Origin of the sequence: Legionella genomosp. 1 (assembly GCF_900640215.1) — a bacterium.
In the GTDB taxonomy this organism is placed as follows: Bacteria; Pseudomonadota; Gammaproteobacteria; order Legionellales; family Legionellaceae; genus Legionella_C; species Legionella_C quinlivanii_A.
In genome coordinates this window covers 237,663-259,568 of record NZ_CAAAJH010000002.1, presented here as the reverse complement: position 1 = coordinate 259,568, position 21,906 = coordinate 237,663, and the positions used below count along the sequence as shown (strand labels likewise).

The window sequence follows — 21,906 nt, the reverse complement described above, 5'->3', positions numbered from 1 at the left end:
TTATTGGCATGCTTCGCAATCGGGATCAAGGATAGAGCATACTTTAGGCTCATCAATCTTGACTGCATTAAGCGCACCGTCTGTAACTGTGGATTTTTCTGCGTTACTTGCCCCTAGGCTTCGCAGATAATAAGTGGTTTTCAAACCGCGTAACCAGGCGTGTTTATAGAGCTGATCCAGCTTTTTACCGGATGGTTTTGCCATATAAACGTTCAATGATTGCGCTTGATCGATCCATTTCTGACGTCGTGAGCCGGCTTCAATTAACCACATTGGGTCAATTTCAAACGCGGTTGCATAACGGGATTTCAATTCCTCAGGGATTCTGCTGATAGGCTGAACACTGCCATTGTAATATTTCAGGTCATTGACCATTACCTCATCCCAGAGATTCAATGCTTTCAAATCGGCAACCAGATAAGGGTTAACCACGGTAAATTCGCCGGACAGATTCGATTTAACATAGAGATTCTGATAAGTAGGCTCAATGGATTGCGAAACGCCGCAGATATTGGAAATGGTTGCTGTGGGAGCAATCGCCATCACATTGGAGTTACGCATGCCCTGAGTACGGACTTTCACACGCAAACCTTCCCAGTCCAGACGTTGTGAGCGATCCTGTTCCAGATATTTACTGCGAGCCTGCTGCAATAAGTTGATAGAATCAATCGGCAGAATGCCCTTGCTCCACAATGAGCCTTCGTAAGTGGAGTAACTGCCGCGCTCTTTGGCCAGTTCGCAAGAGGCTTCAATAGCATAATAACTGATTAATTCCATTGATTCGTCAGCAAACTGAACGGCTTCCTGTGACGCATAATCCAGCTTCATTTCATAAAGCGCATCCTGAAAGCCCATTAAACCCATACCGACTGGGCGATGCTTTAAGTTGGAGTTTCGAGCCTGAGGCACGGAATAATAATTAATGTCAATCACATTATCCAGCATACGAACAGCAGTCGTTATGGTTCGTTTTAATTTTTCACGATCAATTTTGCCGTTTTTAATGTGGGCCGGTAAATTAAGGCTGCCCAGATTACAAACCGCAATTTCCTCATTGGAGGTATTTAAAGTGATCTCCGTACACAAATTGGAGCTATGAACGACGCCTGCATGCTGTTGTGGTGAGCGAAGATTACAGACATCCTTAAATGTTAGCCAGGGGTGGCCAGTTTCAAATAACATGGAAAGCATTTTTCGCCACAGTTTAATCGCAGGAATCGTTTTGGCATTGTGAATTTCACCAAGACGCGCCTTGCTCTCATACTCTTTATAGGCTGATTCAAACGCCTGACCGTAGAGATCATGCAAGCCGGGTACTTCATCAGGAGAAAACAGGGTCCACTCGCCTTCTTCATGGACACGTTTCATGAATAAATCAGGAATCCACAGGGCAGTATTCATATCATGAGTACGGCGGCGATCGTCACCGGTATTTTTGCGAAGCTCAAGAAATTCCTCAACATCACGATGCCAGCATTCAAGATACGCACAGACAGCGCCTTTGCGTTTGCCGCCCTGATTCACTGCTACTGCGGTCGCATCAGCCACATTCAGGAAGGGAACAACACCCTGTGATTTGCCATTAGTGCCTTTAATATGAGCACCCATTGCCCGAACGGGCGTCCAGTCATTGCCCAGACCACCGGCAAATTTGGACAGTAAGGCATTGTCTTTGATTGCGCCATAAATGCCATCCAGATCATCAGGAACTGTTGTCAGATAGCAGCTCGATAATTGTGGACGGACCGTACCGGAATTAAACAGAGTAGGCGTTGAGGCCATATAATCGAATGAGGATAGCAATTGATAAAATTCAATGGCCTTGGCTTCACGATTGGCTTCACGAGTAGCAAGTCCCATCGCGACACGCATAAAAAAGGCTTGTGGTAATTCGTAGCGAATGCCTTTTTCATGAAGGAAGTAGCGATCATAAAGCGTTTGCAGGCTCAGATAGGTAAATTGCATATCGCGCTGCGGTAATAAGGCTTTTGCCAGTTTTTCCAGATCAAATTCGCCCAGCTTATGATCCAGCAGGCCTTGTTTAATGCCTTGAGCAATATAGGCTTTGAAATAAGCAGGGTAGAGATTGCTCATTTCATCAAAAGTGGCCTCAGTCTGCATACCTAATTTAGACAGTGCTTCACTGCGCAGGCTGTCAAGCAACAGACGTGCGCTGACATAAGTATAATTAGGCTCACGCTCAACCAGCGCACGGGCAGCCATAATCAGGGCTTTATGAACTTCTGTCAGTTTAGCCTGATTGTATAAGTTACGCAGAGCGTCTTTAATGACCGGCTCGGCCTGAACGTTGGAAAGATTTCGGCAGGCTTCCTCGACAATGGTCTGTACACGCGACATATCAAGCGGTCTGCTTTCTCCATCCGGCATGACAATTAAAGGAACCTTGCTGTCTTTGGCCTGCTGCTGCAGCTTGGCTTCACGCGCTTCCCGGTGTTTCTCGCGGTATACCACATAGGCTCTCGCCACTTTGTGATGGCTGCTGCGCATTAAGGCTAACTCAACCTGATCCTGGATGTCTTCAATATGAATGGTTCCGCCAGTGGGCATGCGCCGCTTAAAGGCTTGAGTGACCTGATTAGTCAGTTCTTCAATCTGTTCCCGGATACGATCGGAGGTTGCAGCGGCAGCGCCTTCTTCTGCAAGAAAGGCTTTGGTAAGGGCAATTCTGATTTTACTCGCGTCATAATCAACCACTTTCCCATTGCGTTTAATAGTTTTAATCGCACCAGGGGCATTGGCGGTCAATTCCAGTTGACTTATGTACGGCACATCTTTTACCGGCTCAAGAAGTTCTGACATGTTCGCTCCAGAATTATTGTGTTTTTATTTTTCAGAGCAGAATATTCTAACATACTCAATTTCATACTCAAGCTAAAAACCCAATATATTGTGTTGCTGCTAATTAAATTTTAGTACATATAGTGTTTGTCAGCAAGTTATCCCCAGAATTCACAAGAGAACAAAGCCTGAAGTTTATTAGGGTTTTGGAGGATATTTACATTTTATCCACAGGTTTATAAACAGCGTGGATCTGCTGCTTTTACCAATGCTAAAGCGGCACTGACGAAGTATTGTAATGCGCTATACTCGGTCAGGATTTCTTTTTAACAATCACTGCATCGGAAACATTGGAGAAGCCATGAACATTCAGGCGGAAGGCATCAATTTGCGCATGCAGCTGGCTGGAACTTCCACCGTCGAGATTCAGTGCATTCAGGCAATTCAGCGGCGGTGCTTTCATGATTTGCGCAAGCTCAATGGTAGACAGCGCGGCATTGTCGGTGACCAGTATAATAACTTCTCCATCACGCGTAATGCCTAAGGCACTGCGTTCCGCCCGTCCCGGCTTTAGAGGAGGGATTTGACCATTAATTAAGAGGCGAGGCCCGCTTTGAACTGCGAATTCTATCTGATTGTCTCGTTTGAACTGACGCACATTGGTGATGTAGGGTTTATCGTTTCTGATATAAAAGATTCCCCACCAGCTGATTTGCTTCAGAGGGCTTTTTAACTGTCTGTTTTTTATCCGAAGACCCAGAGGCTTAAAGTCCTGATCAAAAAAGCCGCCGTTAATGGTGATTAAAGCATTACTATGCTGTGCATATTCGTCAGCTGACGCGTATTTGACTGCCATATCTTTGGCAAAGACTAAAGAAAGTTGATTATACTTTAAATTGATTTTGAAGGCGTACACATGAGCCCAGGGCGTTAAATAACTTTCTTTAAGCTCCTGATACTCAACGCCCGATGTGAGCTTATGCCAGTTATTGGAAGCAAGAGCATAATTAAGCAGTAAGGCTAATAATGAAACGGTGAGCAGGGATTTCCAGATCCGCGTCAGCCATTTTCTGTTTACAATGGTTTGACTGGGCATAGTAATCTTGTATCCTTGTGAGCAAAATATTTTTCAGCAGTGGAAACCGCCATGCAAATAACAACGCAAAATAGCAATGAATTACAACAAAAGTCAATCGAGAAGTTATCCGAGTTGATGAAAGATGTCCTGGACCGCGCAAAAGCTCTGGGCGCTTCTGATGCTTCGGTTGCTGTCAATCACGATAGCGGATTCTCGGTCGATGTGCGGATGGGGGAAGTAGAAACCGTCGCTTTTAATGATGACAAAGGGGTTAGCCTGGTCGTTTATTTTGGACATCGGAAAGGAAGTGCAAGCAGCACCGAGACATCGCCTGCAGCGCTTGATTCGCTGGTCTCTGCAGCTTGTGAAATTGCTAAAGTCAGTGCGGCTGATCCCTGTTTCGGACTTCCTGACAGCGAGTTGATGACTAATCAATATGCCAACCTCGAGCTCCATCATCCCTGGTCAATAACCCCTGCTCAGGCTATTGAAATGGCATTAGCCTGCGAATCTCACGCCTTATCCCTGGATAAGCGCATTAGTAACTCAGATGGGGTCAATCTCTCTACCTATGAATTCTGTCATGGTTTTGCCAATTCTTGCGGCGGAGAAGGATTTTTGGTTGGCACCCGGCATGGATTAAGCTGCTCTTTAATTGCTCAGGAAAATGAAGCCATGCAAAGGGACTATGATTATACAACGGCCCGGAATGCTGGCGATCTTGCAGATATCAGATATTTGGCTGCTAATACAGTGGAGAGAACTATCAGCAGACTGGGTGCGAAGAAAATCAGTACGCAGCGAGTACCAGTCCTGTTTTCCTCCCGTATTTCCAGCGGTCTGTTATCCAGTTTTATTAATGCAATCAGCGGTTCAAATCTTTATCGGAAAAATTCATTTTTAATGGACTCGATTGATCAGCAGGTTTTTCCCAAAGGATTTAAAATTTACGAACAACCTCATCTCTTGCGCGCTCTGGGCAGTTCTCCTTTTGATAGTGAAGGCGTTCCTACCCGCGATAACGTGTTTGTTGAGGATGGACGGGTTAAACAGTATGCACTGAGTACCTACTCAGCCCGCCGAATGGGCCTTAAAACATCGGCTAATGCGGGCGGCGTCCATAATCTGACGCTTGACTCCACTGCAGGTAATTTGCAGCAGCTGATTAAGCAAATGGATAAAGGATTATTAGTCACAGAGCTGATGGGGCAGGGAGTTAATGGGCTGACTGGCGATTATTCCCGCGGAGCCAGCGGTTTCTGGATTGAAAATGGAGAAATTCAATTTCCAGTCGAAGAAGTAACCATCGCAGGCAACCTCAAGGATATGTTTTTAAACATCGCGGCAGTAGGCAGTGATATTAATCCGAATATCGCCACACGTTGTGGATCGATTTTAATTGAGAACATGATGGTTGCTGGAAAGTAGAAGATACCTTTAACTATCCTTTCTTTTAGGATGAAGATTGAGATTAGCCCTCTCTCTAGCTCTCTCCCTGAGGGAGAGAGGATTTAAGGAAGGTTTCCTTTTAATAGAAATCCCCTCTCCCAAGTTGGGAGAGGGCTAGGGTGAGGGTTGATATTAAGCCCCTCTCTCTAACTCTCTCCCTGAGGGAGAGAGGATTTAAGGTAGGGTTTTAAGAAGAAGGGAGTTATCTGGAGAAGCGAATCTACTTTTCTAATTTTTATCGCGAAAAATGATACGGCCTTTGGTCAAATCATATGGAGTTAACTCAACCTTTACCTTGTCACCGGTCAGAATACGGATATAGTTTTTTCGCATGCGTCCGGAAATATGAGCCGTAACGATATGCCCGTTTTCCAACTCCACTCGAAACATGGTGTTAGGCAATGTATCTATAACTGTGCCTTGCATTTCAATATGATCTTCTTTTGCCATAAGTCTCTCAAAATTGCTTCAAACAAATAAAAGCAAGATAGTGCACTAAAATAAAAAAAATGGCAATCAAAACTGTTTGCGAGTGCCTCTTCCTTACTCAAATGGGCTGGTTGAATGGTTACTGGCCAATTTAGCCCAGCTCCCCCGAAGTGTTGGATGTTGCATGGCCTCTTTAAGCCGGTGCAGAAATTCCTTGCGGCTGATAATAGTGCCTCCAAGGCTTATCAGATGAGCTGTGGGTAATTGGCAATCGATAAAATCGAAATGCTGAGTTAAAAGGGTCTGGCTAAGATAATACATCGCCATTTTGGAGGCGTCCTGTTCATAGTGAAACATGGATTCCCCAAAAAACGCTTTTCCAATACTAATGCCGTAGAGCCCGCCAATTAAGCGGTTGTCACGCCAGATTTCAAAACTGTGAGCAAATCCCATATCAGACAAATGGATATAGGCCGCTTGCATCTCCTTGGTTATCCAGGTGTTATTTTCGCGGGCCTCTACCGTTGCGCAAGCCTGAATCACCGCTTTAAAATCAGAATCAATTTTCAATTCATGGGGTTGTTTCAGGCTCTTTCCAAGACTGCGGCTTAACTTGAATTGCTGGGGATAAAGAATTAGTCGGGGGTTAGGAGACCACCAAAGAATTGGGCATCCACGTTCGTACCAGGGAAATATCCCCTGACGATAGGCAGATAGCAATCGTGCAGGCGACAGATCGCCGCCAATTGCTAATAATCCCTGCTTATCACTGCTTTCCGGATCAGGGAATGAATAGTCTTCACCGTCTTCAGAAAAATCAGAAATAATTATTCTCCCAGATCATCCAGATATTTTTCGGCATCCAGTGCAGCCATGCAGCCAAATCCGGCAGACGTAATGGCTTGTCTATACACGTGATCAGCCACGTCCCCACAGGCAAACACGCCGGGAATAGAAGTTGCCGTGGCCATACCCTCCAAACCTGAGCGGATAATCAGATAGCCATTTTCTTTCATATCCAGTTGGCCTTTAAACAGGCTGGTATTGGGATCATGTCCAATGGCAATAAAAACACCGTCAAGATTGAGCGTTTGAATTTCACCGGTGTTAACATTGCGGACACGAGCTCCGGTTACCTTCATGCCGTCACCGATAACCTCATCCAGTGTGTTATGCCAAAGTAATTTGATATTGCCGTGCTCGGCCTTTTCGAACAGACGATCCTGCAGAATTTTTTCTGCTCTTAAGCTGTCGCGGCGATGGATAAGCGTAACAGAAGCCGCAATATTGGATAAATAAAGCGCTTCTTCAACAGCGGTGTTACCGCCTCCTATGACGCAAACGGTTTTGTTGCGGTAAAAGAATCCGTCGCAGGTCGCACAAGCGGAAACACCGCGCCCCTGATAGGTACTTTCCGACTCGAGACCCAGATAGCGGGCAGAGGCGCCAGTGGCTATAATCAGCGCATCGCAGGTATAGGATTCGCTGTCACCCTGGAGAAGGAATGGTTTTTGACCAAGATCCGCTTTCACGATGTGATCAAAAATAATTTTGGTGTCGAAGCGCTCTGCGTGTTTTTGCATGCGATCCATCAATGCCGGGCCTTGCAGGCCTTCGATGTCTCCTGGCCAGTTGTCCACATCGGTAGTTGTGGTAAGCTGTCCTCCTGGCTGCATGCCAGTGATTAATACAGGGTTCAGATTGGCGCGTGCTGCATAGACAGCCGCGGTATAGCCTGCCGGGCCTGAGCCAAGAATTATCAGGCGATGGTGATTGCGATTAATCATCTCTGCCTTCCTCGCGAATTATGGTAAGATGGCAAATGGTATGACAAAAACACAGATTTTAAAATAGCTATGGCAAAACAAGAATCCGGGCGGCAAACTGGTGCCCTTAAAAAAAACCTGCCACCATTTATACGAAATCGGATTAGCGAGGGTAGTTTTATTCTCGTATTAACCTGTTCGCTGTTTATCTGGCTCTCACTGGCAACCTATAGTGTGACTGATCCCGGCTGGACGCATGTGCCGCGCAGTCATGTGCCGATTGCCAATGCCGGTGGTACGGTAGGTGCGTACATTGCAGATACTCTTTATCTTCTTTTTGGCTATTTCGCCTACATCCTGCCAGTGTGTATTGCCTACCTGGCCTGGGCCATTATGCAGGATCAGAAAGCGTTTAAAGCGATTAGCCGTTTTAGTCTGATGATTCGAGGCAGCGGTTTGATTTTTCTGATGATTGGCGGGTGCAGCCTGCTAAGTCTGGAACCCGGTATTACGGCTATTGACGGCTCACAAAGCGCAGGGGGCGTGCTTGGAAACTTCATTGCCGATGGGTTTAACTATGCCTTGAATTTGCATGGAGCGACATTACTTTTATTAGCGATTTTACTGGTGGGAGTAACATTTCTCACCGGCATTTCCTGGATTCAGACAGTAGAATCACTGGGATATTACACGCTTGAGCTGGGAAGAAAAACAGTGAGAGGGCTTGGTACAAGCAGTCGGGCAATCAGTCGAATGATTGCCGGCCTGAGATCGCTGACAAACTATTTACCCGCTCGCAAGAAAGCCGATGAATCAGCCGGACAAGCTGTAGTCAGCCGCTCTCTGATTAGAGAAAAGAAAGAAAAAAGAGAGACCAGAGATAAAAATATACCTGTGTTAATGCCGTCATCTGTCTCTGTAGAAGAAAAAAAACCAGTCGAGCCCTCCATTGCTGCTGTAGCGGCATTAAGTTCTGTTCCAGCAACTGCATCAGTTTCTGGTCCTGCACTGGATACATTACCTGTGACTAAAGCAGCCAGAGAGCCCAAGGTCAGTAAACCGCCGGTTACACCTGGATTGCCCTCACTATCTTTACTGGACAAGGGACAGCCAGGCAAAGTAATGGGAGGATTTACCCATCAGGAGCTGGAAGGATTGTCCCGGGAAGTAGAACAGCATTTACTCGATTTTGGCATTCAGGCCGATGTGGTTGCTGTGCACCCAGGACCGGTTATTACCCGTTTCGAATTGCAATTGGCTGCAGGCATTAAAGTGAGCAAGCTGAGTGCCCTGGCCAAGGATTTGGCTCGCTCATTATCAGTGACCAGTGTGCGGGTTGTTGAAGTGATACCGGGCAAGACTGTTGTGGGTCTTGAACTGCCCAATCAGCATCGCGACATGGTCCGTTTATCAGACGTATTAATATCCGACACCTACCAGCAGGCTCATTCGCCTTTGGCCTTAGCTTTGGGCGTGGATATTGCCGGACATCCTATGGTGGTCGATCTGGCAAAAATGCCTCATCTTCTGGTTGCAGGAACCACTGGATCTGGTAAATCAGTGGGTATTAATGCCATGATCTTAAGTTTGCTCTTCAAAGCATCTCCCGATCAGGTGCGTCTCATTATGGTGGATCCCAAAATGCTGGAACTGTCAGTTTATGACGGTATTCCTCATTTATTGACTCCAGTGGTGACCGATATGAAGGAAGCCGCCAGTGCCCTGCGCTGGTGCGTTGCCGAAATGGAGCGCCGTTACCGTTTAATGGCGGCTATGGGCGTTCGCAATCTCGCAGGTTTTAATAACAAGCTTACTGAGGCTGCAGCAGCAGGTGAAGTGCTGACAGATCCTACCTGGAAACCCAGCGATTCAGTGGATGAACAGGCTCCCGCGCTTCAGCCTTTGCCCTATATTGTAGTGGTCATTGATGAGCTCGCGGACATGATGATGGTTGTCGGCAAAAAAGTTGAGCAATTAATCGCCCGGATTGCTCAAAAGGCCAGAGCGGCAGGAATTCATCTGATTCTGGCGACTCAAAGGCCCTCTGTCGATGTGTTAACCGGTTTGATTAAATCCAATATTCCGACCAGAATGTCATTTCAGGTGTCTTCAAAAATTGACTCGCGCACTATTCTTGACCAGCAGGGAGCGGAGCAGTTATTGGGACATGGGGATATGTTATATCTCGCGCCTGGAACCGGGGCACCCCTGCGCGTTCATGGCGCATTTGTCGATGATATGGAAGTGCATCGTGTCGCAGATGACTGGCGCTCACGTGGAGAACCGGAATACATCGATGAAATTACTCAAACCTTCGATCCTTCTGAAGGGCCAGGGGAAGAAGGGGGCGGTCAGAATACAGAGGATTCTGATCCGCTCTATGATCAGGCAGTTGAGTTTGTGCTTCAAACCCGTAAAGCCAGCATCTCCTCGGTTCAGCGCCGTTTGAAGATAGGCTACAACCGGGCTGCGAGACTGGTTGAAGAAATGGAAAGAACAGGCATAGTGGGTCCTCTTGAAGGGGGATTTCGTGATGTCCTGGTATCGTCTGTCAATGAGGAATAAGTATGAAAAAATTAATGAGTTTCGCATTATGCTTTCTAATGAACACAGCCTTTAGTCAATCACCCGGTGAGGAACTGCAGGCAAAACTGAATGCTCTAAAAACGATGAGCGCCAGTTTTAATCAGGTAGTAAAAGCAGGTAAGCGAGAAGTTTCACAGACTTCTGGCACAATGGCGTTGTCAAGACCGGGCAAGTTTCGTTGGGAGACCAAGGATCCAATGGAGCAATTAGTAATTGCTGACAGTAAAAAAATGTGGGTTTATGATGTCGATCTTGAGCAGGTCACTGTAAAAAAACAACAGAAGGGGCTGGGTGGCACGGCCGGTTTATTTTTAAGCGGTTATGATAATACCGTTACCCGTGATTTTGATGTGAGCGCCGCTGTTGACGGCAGTAAACAGGTTTATAGTCTTAAAGCTAAATCGCCGAAGGAGAATTTTCAACAGCTTAAACTGGTTTTCAAGGGGGATAAATTAACTAATATTGAATTATTTGATCAATTAGGGCAGCACACCAGCGTTCAATTGTCTAATATTAAAAATAATCCCAGTTTGGCAAGCAGTCTGTTTCAATTTAAGCCGCCTAAAGGTGTTGACGTAGTCGAGCAATGAACCTATTTTCAGAGCAATCCCATACCCCGCTTGCCGAACGAATGAGGCCTGAAGTTTGGCAAGAAGTTGTTGGCCAAACCCATCTTCTGGGGGAAGGCAAGCCGCTGCGTCTTACTTTTAGCTCAGGCAAACCGCATTCCATGATTTTCTGGGGACCGCCCGGAGTCGGTAAAACCACGCTGGCCCGCCTCGCAGCGAAAGCCTTTGATTGTGAATGGATAGCCTTATCAGCGGTATTAGCCGGCGTGAAAGATATCAGGGTGGCGGTCGAACAAGCCGAACGAAATCGATATCACCAGCGTCAGACTATTTTATTTATTGACGAGATTCATCGCTTTAATAAATCACAGCAGGATGCCTTGCTTCCTTTCACTGAGTCGGGTCTGGTCACTTTTATTGGTGCGACTACTGAAAATCCTTCGTTTGAAGTCAATAATGCCTTGCTTTCCCGAGCACAGGTTTATGTGTTGAAATCCTTAAGTGAAGAGGAACTCGGGCTGCTGGTTAAGCGTGCACAGGATAAGGGTTTTATCAAGATTCAATTTGATGCAGAAGCACTGGCGGCTCTCACTGGAATGGCGGATGGTGACGGCAGGCGTTTGTATAATTTCCTCGAGCAGATTGATTCCGCTGCCAAACTGGAAGGCCATTCTTTAATCGACCATGAGCAGTTGCTGAGAATGCTCACCCCTGCGGCGCGGCGTTTTGATAAGGGTGGGGAGAATTTCTATGATCAGATCTCCGCTTTACATAAATCCGTGCGCGGCTCTCATCCCGATGCGGCCTTGTATTGGCTGTGCCGTATGCTTGATGGAGGGGTGGATCCCTATTATTTATCAAGACGTATTGTTCGCATGGCCTGGGAGGATATTGGTCTTGCCGATCCCAAAGCCATGCAGATTGCCAATGACGCAGCGGCAACTTACGAGCGTCTGGGTTCTCCCGAGGGAGAGCTGGCACTGGCGCAAGCCGTGATTTATCTGGCTGTTGCAGCAAAAAGCAATGCAGGTTATATGGCTTATAATCAAGCCAGAGATTTTATTAAAAAAGATAAATCGCGGGAAGTTCCACTGCACATCCGCAATGCGCCCACAGCTCTTATGCAGAAGCTCGGTTATGGTCAGCAATACCGTTACGCGCATGATGAGCCTCATGGGTATGCAGCAGGTGAAAGTTATTTGCCTGAAGGAATGAAAGAACCGCACTGGTATGTTCCGGTTCCGAGAGGCTTAGAAATAAAAATCGCAGAAAAGCTTAAATTTCTCCGCCAGCTGGATGAGGAGTATAGGAAAAAAGGATAATTTCCAAAGCTCTGTTTAGTTTAATTAAGTTTTGATACATTCAATAATTAATTATCCAACAAACCAGCGCATGTTATCCGAAATCTCAATCAAAGAAATTCTATCCTGTGTGCCTACAGGATTAATTGTTTTGAACAGTCAGGGCCTTATTGCCTGGATGAATCAGGCTGCCATTGATCTTCTTGAAGAAGATATGACCGGGCAAGAGTGGCGAGGTGTTATCGATAAGGTGTTTGCCCCCAAAGAAGATGACGGTCTGGAAGTCTCTCTTGTCAATGGCCGCCGCGTACATCTATCCATTTCATCACTTTCCACCCCGCCAGGAGAGTTAATTATTCTTACCGATTTCACCGCTACCCGTGAATATGAACATGCCAGGGAAAATCAGAATCAGCTTATGACGCTCGGGCGTATGACTGCGCAGCTTGCCCATCAGATTAGAACCCCTCTGGCTTCAGCTATGTTATACACCGAACATCTGAGTACTACACAAAAATTTGAGGAGCGCAGCCAGCTGTGGTTATCAAGGCTGCAGGCCTGTCATAGCGCTATTGAGCAGCAAATTGAGGAGTTATTGCTGTTTGCCCGTGGAGAGCGCCTGGAAAAGCAGTCTCTTGATCTTCAGCAATGGGGCAAGGTATTAGAGGAAAGAATATATATCTTGTTAGAAAATAAAACTGTACAATGGAAAATAAATAACCAACTACCTGCACGCCGATGTCTGTTGCACGAAGAAGCCCTGATTGGAGCTGTATTAAATCTGGTAAATAACAGTCTTCAGGCGGAAGCTGGGCATATTAGAGTCGATATGCTGCCGAATGAAGGCAACTCCGGCTTTGTAATCAGAGTAAATGATGATGGTAAGGGGATGTCTGAGGAAGTCAAAGCTCAGGTTTTTTCGCCCTTTTTTACCACGCGCGCTCAGGGTACAGGCCTGGGTTTAGCCATTGTCAAAGCAGCTGCGGCTGCTCATAAGGGGCGGGCAACAATACAGACATCAGAGGGAGAGGGTTCGACGATTGAGTTGGATATCCCCTGGTAAATAATGATTACTTTCATTTAGTTATTGAAGCATCTTGTTTTTTATGACATGTTTAGATTCTATGAACAGATATCGTTGTCATTTATTGGTAACGATTAATTGAGGAATAGGTATGGGCGATGTGTTAATTGTAGAAGATGACCCAGTGTTGCGGGAAGCACTGGCAGAAACAATGAACCTGGCAGGTCATTCCTATTTGTCTGCCAAAGACGGTAAAGAAGCACTGGCCATGCTGGAAAAACATAGTCCCGCCATTGTACTCAGTGATGTGCGAATGGATCGGGTTGACGGACAGCAACTTCTTGCGGAGATACAAAGGCGCAATCCCGGCGTTCCGGTGATTCTGATGACCGCTTATGCGTCTGTTGAAGACGCGGTCAGTGCTATGCGCAATGGCGCCGTTGATTATCTTCAAAAGCCATTTAGCGCTAATTTACTGGCAGAAAAAATCAATCGCTATATTAAACCAGCCTTTATGCAAGATGATTCCCAGCCCATTGCGATGGATCCTAAGAGCCAGGCCTTGCTTTCTATGGCTTTACGAGTGGCGCAGTCGGATGTGGGCGTAATGATTAGTGGAGAAAGTGGAACGGGCAAGGAAGTTCTTGCCCATTTCATCCATGATCATTCACCGCGCGCACAAAAACCGTTTGTGGCGATAAACTGTGCTGCGATTCCCGAGCAAATGCTTGAAGCTACTTTGTTCGGTTATGAAAAAGGGGCGTTTACCGGGGCCTATAAATCAACACCCGGAAAATTTGAACAGGCCCAGGAAGGCACGCTGCTACTCGATGAAGTCAGTGAGATGAGTCTTGCGCTGCAGGCCAAATTGCTGCGTGTTCTGCAGGAAAAAGAGGTGGAGCGCATAGGTTCCAACAAGATGATCAATCTTGATGTGAGAGTGCTTGCTACCAGCAATCGTCATTTATTGGAAGAAGTAAAAGCGGGGCGCTTCAGAGAAGACCTTTATTATCGCCTGAATGTGTTTCCCCTCCACTGGCTGCCGCTTCGGGAACGGATTTGCGACATCATTCCGCTTGCAAATTATTTGATCAGACGCCATTGTCAGGATAACTTCCCCGTAATTCCTGTGTTGAGTGAAGAAGCAAGACAGGCTTTGTTGCATTATTCCTGGCCAGGAAACGCCAGAGAGCTGGACAACGTGGTGCAAAGAGCGCTTGTCTTGCAAACGCATGGGGTGATTGAAATAGCTCACCTGCAATTACCGGATTTAAACAAGGACAAACCGGTTAAAAAGACAGAGGCAAAAAACCTTCAGAATCACGAATATGGTCTTATCGAAAAAACATTGAAAGATTATAATGGTAATCGTCAGCAGGTCGCTGGAGCGCTTGGTGTCAGCGAAAGAACGTTAAGGTACAAATTAGCCAAGATGAGAGAAGAAGGATATGAGGTGTAATCTGGCACAAGCCCGGATTGTATCAGTTAAATAAAAACGCAGGTAAAAAGAAATGACTGATGTGAATACGGTTTCACTGTTTAATCAAATGCGAGTCATGGCTGCTGAAGCGCAGGGAAAAGCCCCCGAACTGACTCCTGCTACGACCTCTTTTGGTGACATTTTTCACAATGCGATGGGAGAGGTTAATCAGCTGAGTCAGACAGCGGATCATTTGCGAAATCAGTTTGAGGTAGGCGCTGCCAATGTAAGCCTGGGGGATGTTATGATAGCAGCCCAAAAATCGAATATAGCTTTTGAAGCAACACTCAGAGTCAGAAACAAACTGGTTCAGGCTTATCAGGATATTATGAATATGCCGGTCTAATCCGGGCAATCTATACAGGAAGTAAGTTAATAATGACAGGAGTATGTCATGGCCTTGGCTGATACTGCGGCCAATGCGGCCACAAAGTTTACCCGCTTACCCATTGCCAAACAATTAGGCCTGATGATTGGGCTTGCAGCGAGTGTGGCAATTGGCGTTGCTGTTGTTCTCTGGTCACGCACGCCGAGTTATATGCCATTGTACAGTCAGTTAAGTCCGCGGGATTCGACCGATGTGATGGATACATTGCAACGCAATGCGATCCCTTTCAAGCTGGATGAAACCTATGGCACCATTATGGTTCCCAGCAGTGATGTGCAGACTGCGCGCTTAAAACTGGCGGCTGAAGGCTTGCCGCGTGGTAATAACCCAATTTCAGAATTATTTGCGAATGGAAATACATTTACCACCAGCCAATTCATGGAAAATGCCCGATACAAACAGGCACTGGAGGCCGAGTTAGCCAGAACCATCAGCCAGTTGCATGATATTAAATCGGCGCGTGTTCATCTTGCCATTCCACGGGAATCGGCTTTTGTACGCGATAGCCGCGAACCCAGCGCTTCAGTATTCATTGATATTTATCCCGGTGTGGAGTTAAAAAAACAGGCGATTGCATCCATTATTAACCTGGTTGCCTCGAGTATTCCCAACTTGTCGGCAAGCAGAGTGACTGTTGTTGATCAAAATGGGCAATTATTAAATGAGGGCGGTGGCGGTTCTGTGTTCAGCAGTTCCGAAAAATATCTTGATTACCGTCAGACTCTGGAGCAGCAATACGCTCAGAAAATACAGGACATTTTAACGCCCTTGCTTGGTTTTGGAAAAGTAAAGGCCAAAGTTTCAGCAGATATTGATTTTACCGATTTCGAGCAGACTCAGGAGCTCTATAATCCTGATGGCGGTGCGGTACGTAGTGAGCAGTTGGTAGAAGAGCAGCGCAAAACAGCCAATGCAGGCGGGGTTGCCGGTTCACTCTCTAACTCTCCTCCTAAGAACGCTAATTTACAGGGCAAAGGGCAAAATAAAAATGCGCCCAACACCCCGGCCAGCCAAGAGCAAACCGATTCCAATGATATGCAGAAACAAGTAGTCAAGAATTTTGAGCTGGACAAGACTGTGAGCCACACCAAAAATCAGCCTGGCAGTATTAAACGTTTAACAGTGGCTGTGTTGATTGATAACCGCCCGGTGCTGGATCCGAAAACCAAAAAAATGGTATTAAAGCCCTTAACGGCTAAAGAGCTGGATCAGGTCAAGGCGCTGGTTTCAGACGCAATCGGTCTTAACACCGAAAGAGGCGATAGTCTTAATGTAGTGAATAGTACTTTTGTAAAACCTGATCCTATTGAACCTATCCCTGAACCTCATTTTTGGCAGACCAGCACATTTTGGTCCATTGTAAAGCAGAGTTTAGGGGGCTTATTTGTTCTTGGTCTGGTCTTCGGAGTGTTCCGTCCTTTATTCAAAACCCTTGCAAGCAACCGTTCTGAAGAGGTTGAGGAAGAGCAGCAAAGTGAACTGACCTATCAGGGGCAAGGCATGCTGCCTTCAAATGCCAATGACTATGAAACGCAACTGGCTTTATTGCGCCAGGTGGTGGATAAAGAACCAAAGCGGGTTGCGCAGGTGGTCAAGACCTGGGTAGATCGAGGATAATGTTATGGATGGAATAGAAAGAGCGGCCATTTTATTACTCGGCATGGGGGAAAAAAATGCTGCTGAAGTGTTAAAACATCTGGAGCCTCGTCAGGTTCAAAAGGTTGGAATGGCAATCTCGACTTTGAGCAGTGTCAGTAAGGCAAAAATGCAAAATGTGCTGGGGGAATTTTTAAACGCTATAGAAGAACAAACCAGCCTCACCGTCGATGCGGAAAACTATCTTCGTACGGTATTAATCAATGCACTGGGTGAGGAGAGAGCCACGCCCTTTATCGACCGGATTTTAGTTTCTGATAAAGACAGCGGTCTGAACCGATTAAAATGGCTTGATGGACGCTCTATTGCAGATGTAATCCGCAACGAACATCCACAGATTATCGCTACCATTTTAATTCACCTGGATAGCGAGCAGGCTGCCGAAGTGGTCAGCTATTTCACGGGCGAGAAACGCGCAGAGGTCCTTTTGCGCATGTGCACGATTGATACCGTCAAGCCAGAGGCAATTTCTGAGCTTGGTAAAGTGATTGAAAAGCAATTAAGCGGACAAAAAATTAGTAAAACAGCTTCGGTAGGAGGCATTAAAACAGTAGCTGATGTTATCAATTTTCTGGAAGGCTCCGTAGAAGAAGAAGTGCTTGAAAAAATAAACGCCTGGGATCAGGAAATCTGTGAGAAGATAAAAGACAAAATGTTTGTCTTTGAAAACCTTGTAGATATGGATAATCGCAGTGTGCAAACCCTTCTTCGTGATATACCCTCCGAGCAACTTTTATTGGCATTGAAAGGCACTACGGAACCGGTGAAGGACAAAATATTTGGTAATATGTCAAAGCGGGCTGCTGATTTGTTACGAGATGATTTGGAAATGCAAGGTCCTGTTAAGGTTAGTGAGGTCGAGAAAGCACAGCGCGATATACTTGCCCTGGCTCGAAGTCTTGCTGAAGAAGGGAAAATTGCCCTGGGAACGAAAGGCGGGGATGAGATGATTTAGAATCTTACTCTGGGAGAAGAGGCATTTATTTCGCCTTAAATTCCACCAAAACAGGCTCTTCTGCGGAAAACTCTTCCAGAGCTGCTTTTTCATTCTTCACTGTTTCAGCAAGTTTTTCCACATACTGGAGTCGTCCTTTCTTTGGATTAGCTTTATTAAGGTCGATATAATTTTTGCATTGCTCAGCAATAGCATTTAATGCAGATAATCGCAGAGTTCTGGAGACATCAGGATCTAACTCTTTATAGGCTTTTACTGCCTTTAGAACAGCCTCTGCCTCCCTGGATGTTCTAGTTCCCATGAATCCCTTATCCCAAAGAAGAATGCCCGCCTGATGGCTTTTAGCAAACTGCAGATTTTCTGTAGTACTGGATAATCTAACGAAGGCAAAGTCTCTGCTGTGAGCCGCGGTTTCGCCAGCGGGTCCGGAACTCAGTAATTTCTGATAAGTATCACTCAAATGTTGTTCAATCACTCTGGCATTCTGAGCAATTTGGTTAATAAGTCCCTGGGGTTCGGCCAGTTCCTGATTACCGCTGGTCAGTTGATTACAGGCTTCAAGAAGATTAACCAAAGCACAGGATTTGCGATAAATTTCTTCCCGATATTCCCTAGTATTAACATACTGATGTGATTTGGGTAGTTTGCTTTCCAGTCCAAAATAATCGTCCAGGGCTTGATAAATACTTTTAAAATCAGGAGTATCCTCAAGCTGCTCTTTAAGATTTTTTAACAAGGCTTCCTTGTCCTGAACCACTTCTGATATTACAGGCCTGCGTTTGCTGTCTGCTTTTACCAGAGCAATTTCTTCTTTGGTATTTCGGATTTTTGACGCTGCATCACTTTCCATTTGCGAAAGAGCGCTTCCCATTTGCTTCCAGGAACTGGCCGTTGGCGAATTTCGTAACTGGCCGCGAGCAGTATAGGTAGCCCCAATCTTTTTGCTATCTTCATAGGAGTCTTTAACAAAAAATACATCAGGCAGAATATTGGAAAATACATTATTCCACCAGTCGCCAATTATATTGATCACATTCGGTAAATGCTTAATTGGTTTTGCCAAATTGGCGAATGAGGAAAAGATAGCACCACCGGCCAGGTTTACCGGTGCCAGAACCACATCCATGACCATCCACCAAAAGTCTCTGGGGTGGGGAGAGCGGCCATAGGCAAAGGCCTGATGCGCCATATTGGCAACTGAAATAATAGAGGCTGCATAGGATATGAAGCTTATCGTACCAATGATCCCGGCGGGTACAAGCAAGGGTGGAAAAAAGATTCCTGCCAAACCAAGAATGGCCGCTGGAAAGCTGGTGACCCATCCGATTAGAGAGGTTGCTGTAGCCACATCGTAACCAATAGCCTCCGTCAGGGTCATTTTTTTGGCATGTTCATATTGCCCATCGATCACTCGTTTTCCCAGGACTTCCAGCTGAATAATCGTTTCGAGGGCGTCTTTATTTTTTGCATCCGCAAAAGTTCGCAATTCCTGACAAAGTAAACTGATTTGTCGATGAGTTTGCAGGCAATCATATCGTCTTTGTAATTTCAGTAAGGCATTGGCTGAAAAAAGATTTCGTATTTTATCTTTAATCTGGTTAATTGATTTGGCTGCATCGTCATTCGCGATGGATAGATCATCGATGGTTTTGTTAACAAATTGAATCAGCGCTTTTTCTTTAAAATATTCAGCTTGCTTTTTGAATAATTTTTCAAAAGCAAGGATCTCTTTTAAAGCCTTCTCGTCTTTCTTGTTTGCTTTTTTAGATTTTTCAATGAGTTCATCAATTGATTCAGAAGCGGGTTTTTCCTTGCTTTTAGCTGCGTTGATTCGTGTTTCAAACAACCGTGCGCCGGACCATAACGCAGGGTAGTTCAAGATGCTATACTGGGATGTTTTTATCTGGTCGGTATCTTTGACAGTTTCAGGCACATGGCTTTTAATCCATTGTTCAAATTCTTTTTGAATGGATTGGTCAATGGACTCAAGATTTTTGAGCGTAATAGCCATTGTCCCCTCAGTGCTTATAAACCGCTTCTAATTATTATAAGCTTTCAATGCTTAATATTTGCTTAAGTGATTCGATAAAGATCAGGATGATTCATTTGACCAAGAGTAGTGACCATACTTGCGGTGGTGAAGCACTACCATTAAGTTAAGCTCTGTTGTAAATTTAAACTGTCCTCCCCGCGAAGGCGGGGAACCATCTTTGAGCTAGCTATAATGCCATGGGGGAACGATTCCCGCCTTCGCGGGAGGGACAAAAATTAGTGGTAGTGCGGTAGTGGGCTGCCTCAGACAAGCTGCTGTAAGCAGGGATTACAGTGGCAGACAGCTGTGCTTATGCCCTTAAAATTTAATTTGTTTTCAAAAGTTTTTTTTGTGATACTAGCCCGCATGTCTGTTGAAGTTAGGGATGACAGCGAATGGAAAAAGAGTTTGAACCCTTCCATGAAAACGCCAGTCAAAATGAATTTTGCCCCTGGGATTTAAAAGCACCTGTATCCGAATCGCCGCCCTCACAAGTTGATACACAGGCAATTTTTGAGGCGGAGTGTCAGCGTTTACGGGAAGAGGCTCGCTTGGCGGGATATAAGGAAGGCATGGCAAATGCTGTTTCTGAAATAGAGTCGCTTAAATCCAGATTACTGGAATGGATTGATTTTTTTCAAAACCCCATCCGTTTGCTGGATAAGGAAGTATGTGACGAAATTGTGCAAACCATTTTCTGGATTTGTGAATCCTGCATCGGGCTTGAGTTGAGCTGTAATCCTGAGAAGATTTTGTGTCTGGTTGAAGAGATTAAGAAGGAATTGCCGTCCGTTAAAGGAAATAAGCAGCTGACCATGCATCCTTTGGACGTCGAATGGTTAAAAAATCATTTGGATAAGCAAAAAGTAGCAGTAATCACCGATATTTTACAAGAAGATGCTAATCTGATGCGCGGGGATTTCTATTTAAAGGGTGCCTACACTGAGCTTGATGGGCGGCTTAAAGCGCGATTTGCACAATTATTTTCTGAGCAGTTCAGTCTAGAAATGAGCATCCCTTCAAGTGATGATAATTCCCTGGATGATTTCTATGATTCATTATGAATCCCGCCTGGTTCCACTTTTAAAACGATTAAGAAATCGCTCTGCAAGCGGTTTGCTTCGACGCGGCAGAATAAGCCGCGCGGTAGGCTTAACTCTTGAAGCCCGCGGATTTCAACAACCTGTAGGAGCATTATGCTGGGTCAAATTGTCTGCTTCAGAGCGTGTTGAGGCAGAAATTGTCGGTTTTGATGATGATGCCTCCTATCTGATGTCGATTAGTCATACTCAGGGAATTGCTCCTGGCATGCTCATAACGCCCACCGGGCGGATTGCTGAGGTAAGAGTAGGAGCCCAGCTGTTGGGCCGAGTTCTGAATGGAGCCGGAGAAGCGATTGATGGCGGGGAAAAGCTTGAAATTATTGAGAATTATCCTCTCATTAGTGCCCCCGTCAATCCTTTAAAAAGAGCTAACATTGATACAGTACTTGATGTCGGGATTCGAGCAATTAACGGCTTGCTAACCATTGGGCGAGGTCAGCGAATTGGCCTGTTTGCCGGCAGCGGCGTCGGTAAGTCAGTATTGCTGGGCATGATGAGCCGATTCACTGCTGCTGACCTGGTGGTGGTCGGTTTAATTGGAGAGCGCGGGCGCGAGGTAAAAGAATTCATTGAAACTAATCTTGGCGAAATGGGTTTAAAACGGGCAGTTGTGATCGCGGCACCGGCTGATGAAAGTCCCTTGATGCGTCTGCATGGCGCAATGGTTGCTACCAGTATCGCGGAATATTATCGGGATCAGGGCAAGCATGTATTGTTGCTGATGGATTCTCTGACTCGTTTTGCACAGGCCCAAAGGGAAATTGCATTGTCTATAGGCGAACCCCCGGCAACCAAAGGCTATCCACCTTCGGTATTTGCCAAACTCCCCCAATTGATCGAACGAGCAGGAAATGCCATGCCAGGGGGAGGTTCTATCACTGCATTCTATACTGTTCTTACGGAAGGGGACGATCAGCAGGATCCCATTGCGGATGCCGCCCGTGCGATTCTGGATGGACATATTGTATTAAACAGAAGCCTCGCGGAAGCAGGGCAATATCCCGCAATTGATCTTGAGGCATCCATCAGCCGGGTTATGCCAAACATTGTGCCGCAAAGCCAGATAAAGGCTATGCTTGTTTTAAAAAAATATCTGTCTATTTATGAAAAAAATAAGGATATGATCCTGCTGGGAGCTTATACAAAGGGAACGGACAAGCAATTGGATAAGGCCATACTTTGCCGCGATCAGATAAGAGACTATATTTCTCAGGATATGAATCAGTGTGTTAATCAAGAGGAAAGTTTGTCAAAGCTAAGGGAGTTGGCCGCAATTTTGGAAAAATAAACT

General features: G+C 45.8%; 17 protein-coding genes. 11 read left to right on the top strand and 6 right to left on the bottom strand.

The window, feature by feature from the left end; genetic code table 11:
• Window positions 1-2,820 carry a ribonucleoside-diphosphate reductase subunit alpha gene (locus tag E1O89_RS03325; protein WP_133138926.1) on the bottom strand — a complete coding sequence of 940 codons (2,820 nt, stop codon included), beginning with the start codon at window positions 2,818-2,820 and terminating at the stop codon, window positions 1-3.
• Window positions 2,821-3,112: 292 nt separating this feature from the next.
• A complete protein-coding gene (locus E1O89_RS03320; protein WP_133138925.1) occupies window positions 3,113-3,895 on the bottom strand; it encodes a phosphodiester glycosidase family protein in 783 nt (260 codons plus the stop codon).
• Between the two features lie 51 nt (window positions 3,896-3,946).
• On the opposite strand from E1O89_RS03320, the gene pmbA reads away from it, so the two are divergent.
• Window positions 3,947-5,305 (top strand): metalloprotease PmbA, encoded by a 1,359-nt coding sequence (gene pmbA / locus E1O89_RS03315; protein ID WP_133138924.1) that lies wholly within the window; start codon window positions 3,947-3,949, stop codon window positions 5,303-5,305.
• A gap of 249 nt (window positions 5,306-5,554) precedes the next feature.
• On the opposite strand, the gene infA is transcribed toward pmbA, so the two are convergent.
• The 3 genes from infA to trxB form a co-directional block, all read right to left on the bottom strand.
• Window positions 5,555-5,776, bottom strand: coding sequence for a translation initiation factor IF-1 (infA, locus tag E1O89_RS03310; RefSeq protein WP_025386155.1), 222 nt, complete (start codon window positions 5,774-5,776; stop codon window positions 5,555-5,557).
• Between the two features lie 93 nt (window positions 5,777-5,869).
• Complete coding sequence (aat, locus tag E1O89_RS03305; protein WP_133138923.1) at window positions 5,870-6,580, bottom strand: leucyl/phenylalanyl-tRNA--protein transferase; 711 nt, start codon at window positions 6,578-6,580, stop codon at window positions 5,870-5,872.
• 2 nt (window positions 6,581-6,582) lie between these two features.
• Entirely contained in the window at window positions 6,583-7,542 is a 960-nt protein-coding gene (gene trxB / locus E1O89_RS03300; RefSeq protein ID WP_133138922.1) for a thioredoxin-disulfide reductase, read from the bottom strand.
• 69 nt (window positions 7,543-7,611) lie between these two features.
• Here trxB and E1O89_RS03295 point away from each other — a divergent pair, with 69 nt between their 5' ends.
• The 8 genes from E1O89_RS03295 (at window position 7,612) to fliG (ending at window position 17,480) form a co-directional block, all read left to right on the top strand.
• On the top strand, window positions 7,612-10,086 hold the full coding sequence (locus E1O89_RS03295; protein ID WP_133138921.1) for a DNA translocase FtsK: 2,475 nt from the start codon (window positions 7,612-7,614) through the stop codon (window positions 10,084-10,086).
• Between the two features lie 2 nt (window positions 10,087-10,088).
• Window positions 10,089-10,697, top strand: coding sequence for an outer membrane lipoprotein chaperone LolA (gene lolA / locus E1O89_RS03290; protein ID WP_133138920.1), 609 nt, complete (start codon window positions 10,089-10,091; stop codon window positions 10,695-10,697).
• Window positions 10,694-11,998: a replication-associated recombination protein A gene (locus tag E1O89_RS03285; RefSeq protein WP_133138919.1), complete on the top strand. Its 1,305-nt coding sequence runs from the start codon at window positions 10,694-10,696 to the stop codon at window positions 11,996-11,998. The genes lolA and E1O89_RS03285 overlap by 4 nt, the downstream gene beginning before the upstream one ends.
• 70 nt (window positions 11,999-12,068) lie before the next feature.
• Window positions 12,069-13,040, top strand: coding sequence for a sensor histidine kinase (locus E1O89_RS03280; protein ID WP_133138918.1), 972 nt, complete (start codon window positions 12,069-12,071; stop codon window positions 13,038-13,040).
• 112 nt (window positions 13,041-13,152) lie between these two features.
• Window positions 13,153-14,460: a sigma-54-dependent transcriptional regulator gene (locus E1O89_RS03275; RefSeq protein WP_133138917.1), complete on the top strand. Its 1,308-nt coding sequence runs from the start codon at window positions 13,153-13,155 to the stop codon at window positions 14,458-14,460.
• 52 nt (window positions 14,461-14,512) lie between these two features.
• Entirely contained in the window at window positions 14,513-14,827 is a 315-nt protein-coding gene (fliE, locus tag E1O89_RS03270; protein WP_058507511.1) for a flagellar hook-basal body complex protein FliE, read from the top strand.
• A 48-nt stretch (window positions 14,828-14,875) separates the two neighbouring features.
• On the top strand, window positions 14,876-16,486 hold the full coding sequence (gene fliF, locus E1O89_RS03265) for a flagellar basal-body MS-ring/collar protein FliF (protein WP_133138916.1): 1,611 nt from the start codon (window positions 14,876-14,878) through the stop codon (window positions 16,484-16,486).
• A gap of 4 nt (window positions 16,487-16,490) precedes the next feature.
• Window positions 16,491-17,480 carry a flagellar motor switch protein FliG gene (gene fliG, locus E1O89_RS03260; protein ID WP_058507509.1) on the top strand — a complete coding sequence of 330 codons (990 nt, stop codon included), beginning with the start codon at window positions 16,491-16,493 and terminating at the stop codon, window positions 17,478-17,480.
• Window positions 17,481-17,505: 25 nt separating this feature from the next.
• Here fliG and E1O89_RS03255 read toward each other — a convergent pair whose 3' ends face one another.
• On the bottom strand, window positions 17,506-19,491 hold the full coding sequence (locus tag E1O89_RS03255; protein ID WP_133138915.1) for a hypothetical protein: 1,986 nt from the start codon (window positions 19,489-19,491) through the stop codon (window positions 17,506-17,508).
• Window positions 19,492-19,907: 416 nt separating this feature from the next.
• On the opposite strand from E1O89_RS03255, the gene E1O89_RS03250 reads away from it, so the two are divergent.
• Together E1O89_RS03250 and fliI are read left to right on the top strand one after the other, a co-directional pair.
• The gene (locus E1O89_RS03250; protein ID WP_133138914.1) at window positions 19,908-20,576 is read left to right on the top strand and encodes a flagellar assembly protein FliH; all 669 of its coding nucleotides are present in this window, start codon (window positions 19,908-19,910) and stop codon (window positions 20,574-20,576) included.
• A complete protein-coding gene (gene fliI / locus E1O89_RS03245) occupies window positions 20,563-21,903 on the top strand; it encodes a flagellar protein export ATPase FliI (RefSeq protein ID WP_133138913.1) in 1,341 nt (446 codons plus the stop codon). Before E1O89_RS03250 ends, fliI begins: the two co-directional genes overlap by 14 nt.
• Window positions 21,904-21,906 lie beyond the last annotated feature (3 nt).

Bases quoted from the DNA above. Each gene is read 5' to 3' on its own strand.
- E1O89_RS03280 (WP_133138918.1), top strand. From the start codon at position 12,069: ATGTTATCCGAAATCTCAATCAAAGAAATTCTATCCTGTGTGCCTACA.
- fliI (WP_133138913.1), top strand. From the start codon at position 20,563: ATGATTCATTATGAATCCCGCCTGGTTCCACTTTTAAAACGATTAAGA.
- lolA (WP_133138920.1), top strand. From the start codon at position 10,089: ATGAAAAAATTAATGAGTTTCGCATTATGCTTTCTAATGAACACAGCC.
- E1O89_RS03295 (WP_133138921.1), top strand. From the start codon at position 7,612: ATGGCAAAACAAGAATCCGGGCGGCAAACTGGTGCCCTTAAAAAAAAC.
- E1O89_RS03320 (WP_133138925.1), bottom strand. From the start codon at position 3,895: ATGCCCAGTCAAACCATTGTAAACAGAAAATGGCTGACGCGGATCTGG.
- E1O89_RS03250 (WP_133138914.1), top strand. From the start codon at position 19,908: ATGGAAAAAGAGTTTGAACCCTTCCATGAAAACGCCAGTCAAAATGAA.
- trxB (WP_133138922.1), bottom strand. From the start codon at position 7,542: ATGATTAATCGCAATCACCATCGCCTGATAATTCTTGGCTCAGGCCCG.
- E1O89_RS03325 (WP_133138926.1), bottom strand. From the start codon at position 2,820: ATGTCAGAACTTCTTGAGCCGGTAAAAGATGTGCCGTACATAAGTCAA.
- fliG (WP_058507509.1), top strand. From the start codon at position 16,491: ATGGATGGAATAGAAAGAGCGGCCATTTTATTACTCGGCATGGGGGAA.
- E1O89_RS03285 (WP_133138919.1), top strand. From the start codon at position 10,694: ATGAACCTATTTTCAGAGCAATCCCATACCCCGCTTGCCGAACGAATG.
- fliF (WP_133138916.1), top strand. From the start codon at position 14,876: ATGGCCTTGGCTGATACTGCGGCCAATGCGGCCACAAAGTTTACCCGC.
- E1O89_RS03275 (WP_133138917.1), top strand. From the start codon at position 13,153: ATGGGCGATGTGTTAATTGTAGAAGATGACCCAGTGTTGCGGGAAGCA.
- fliE (WP_058507511.1), top strand. From the start codon at position 14,513: ATGACTGATGTGAATACGGTTTCACTGTTTAATCAAATGCGAGTCATG.
- pmbA (WP_133138924.1), top strand. From the start codon at position 3,947: ATGCAAATAACAACGCAAAATAGCAATGAATTACAACAAAAGTCAATC.
- E1O89_RS03255 (WP_133138915.1), bottom strand. From the start codon at position 19,491: ATGGCTATTACGCTCAAAAATCTTGAGTCCATTGACCAATCCATTCAA.
- infA (WP_025386155.1), bottom strand. From the start codon at position 5,776: ATGGCAAAAGAAGATCATATTGAAATGCAAGGCACAGTTATAGATACA.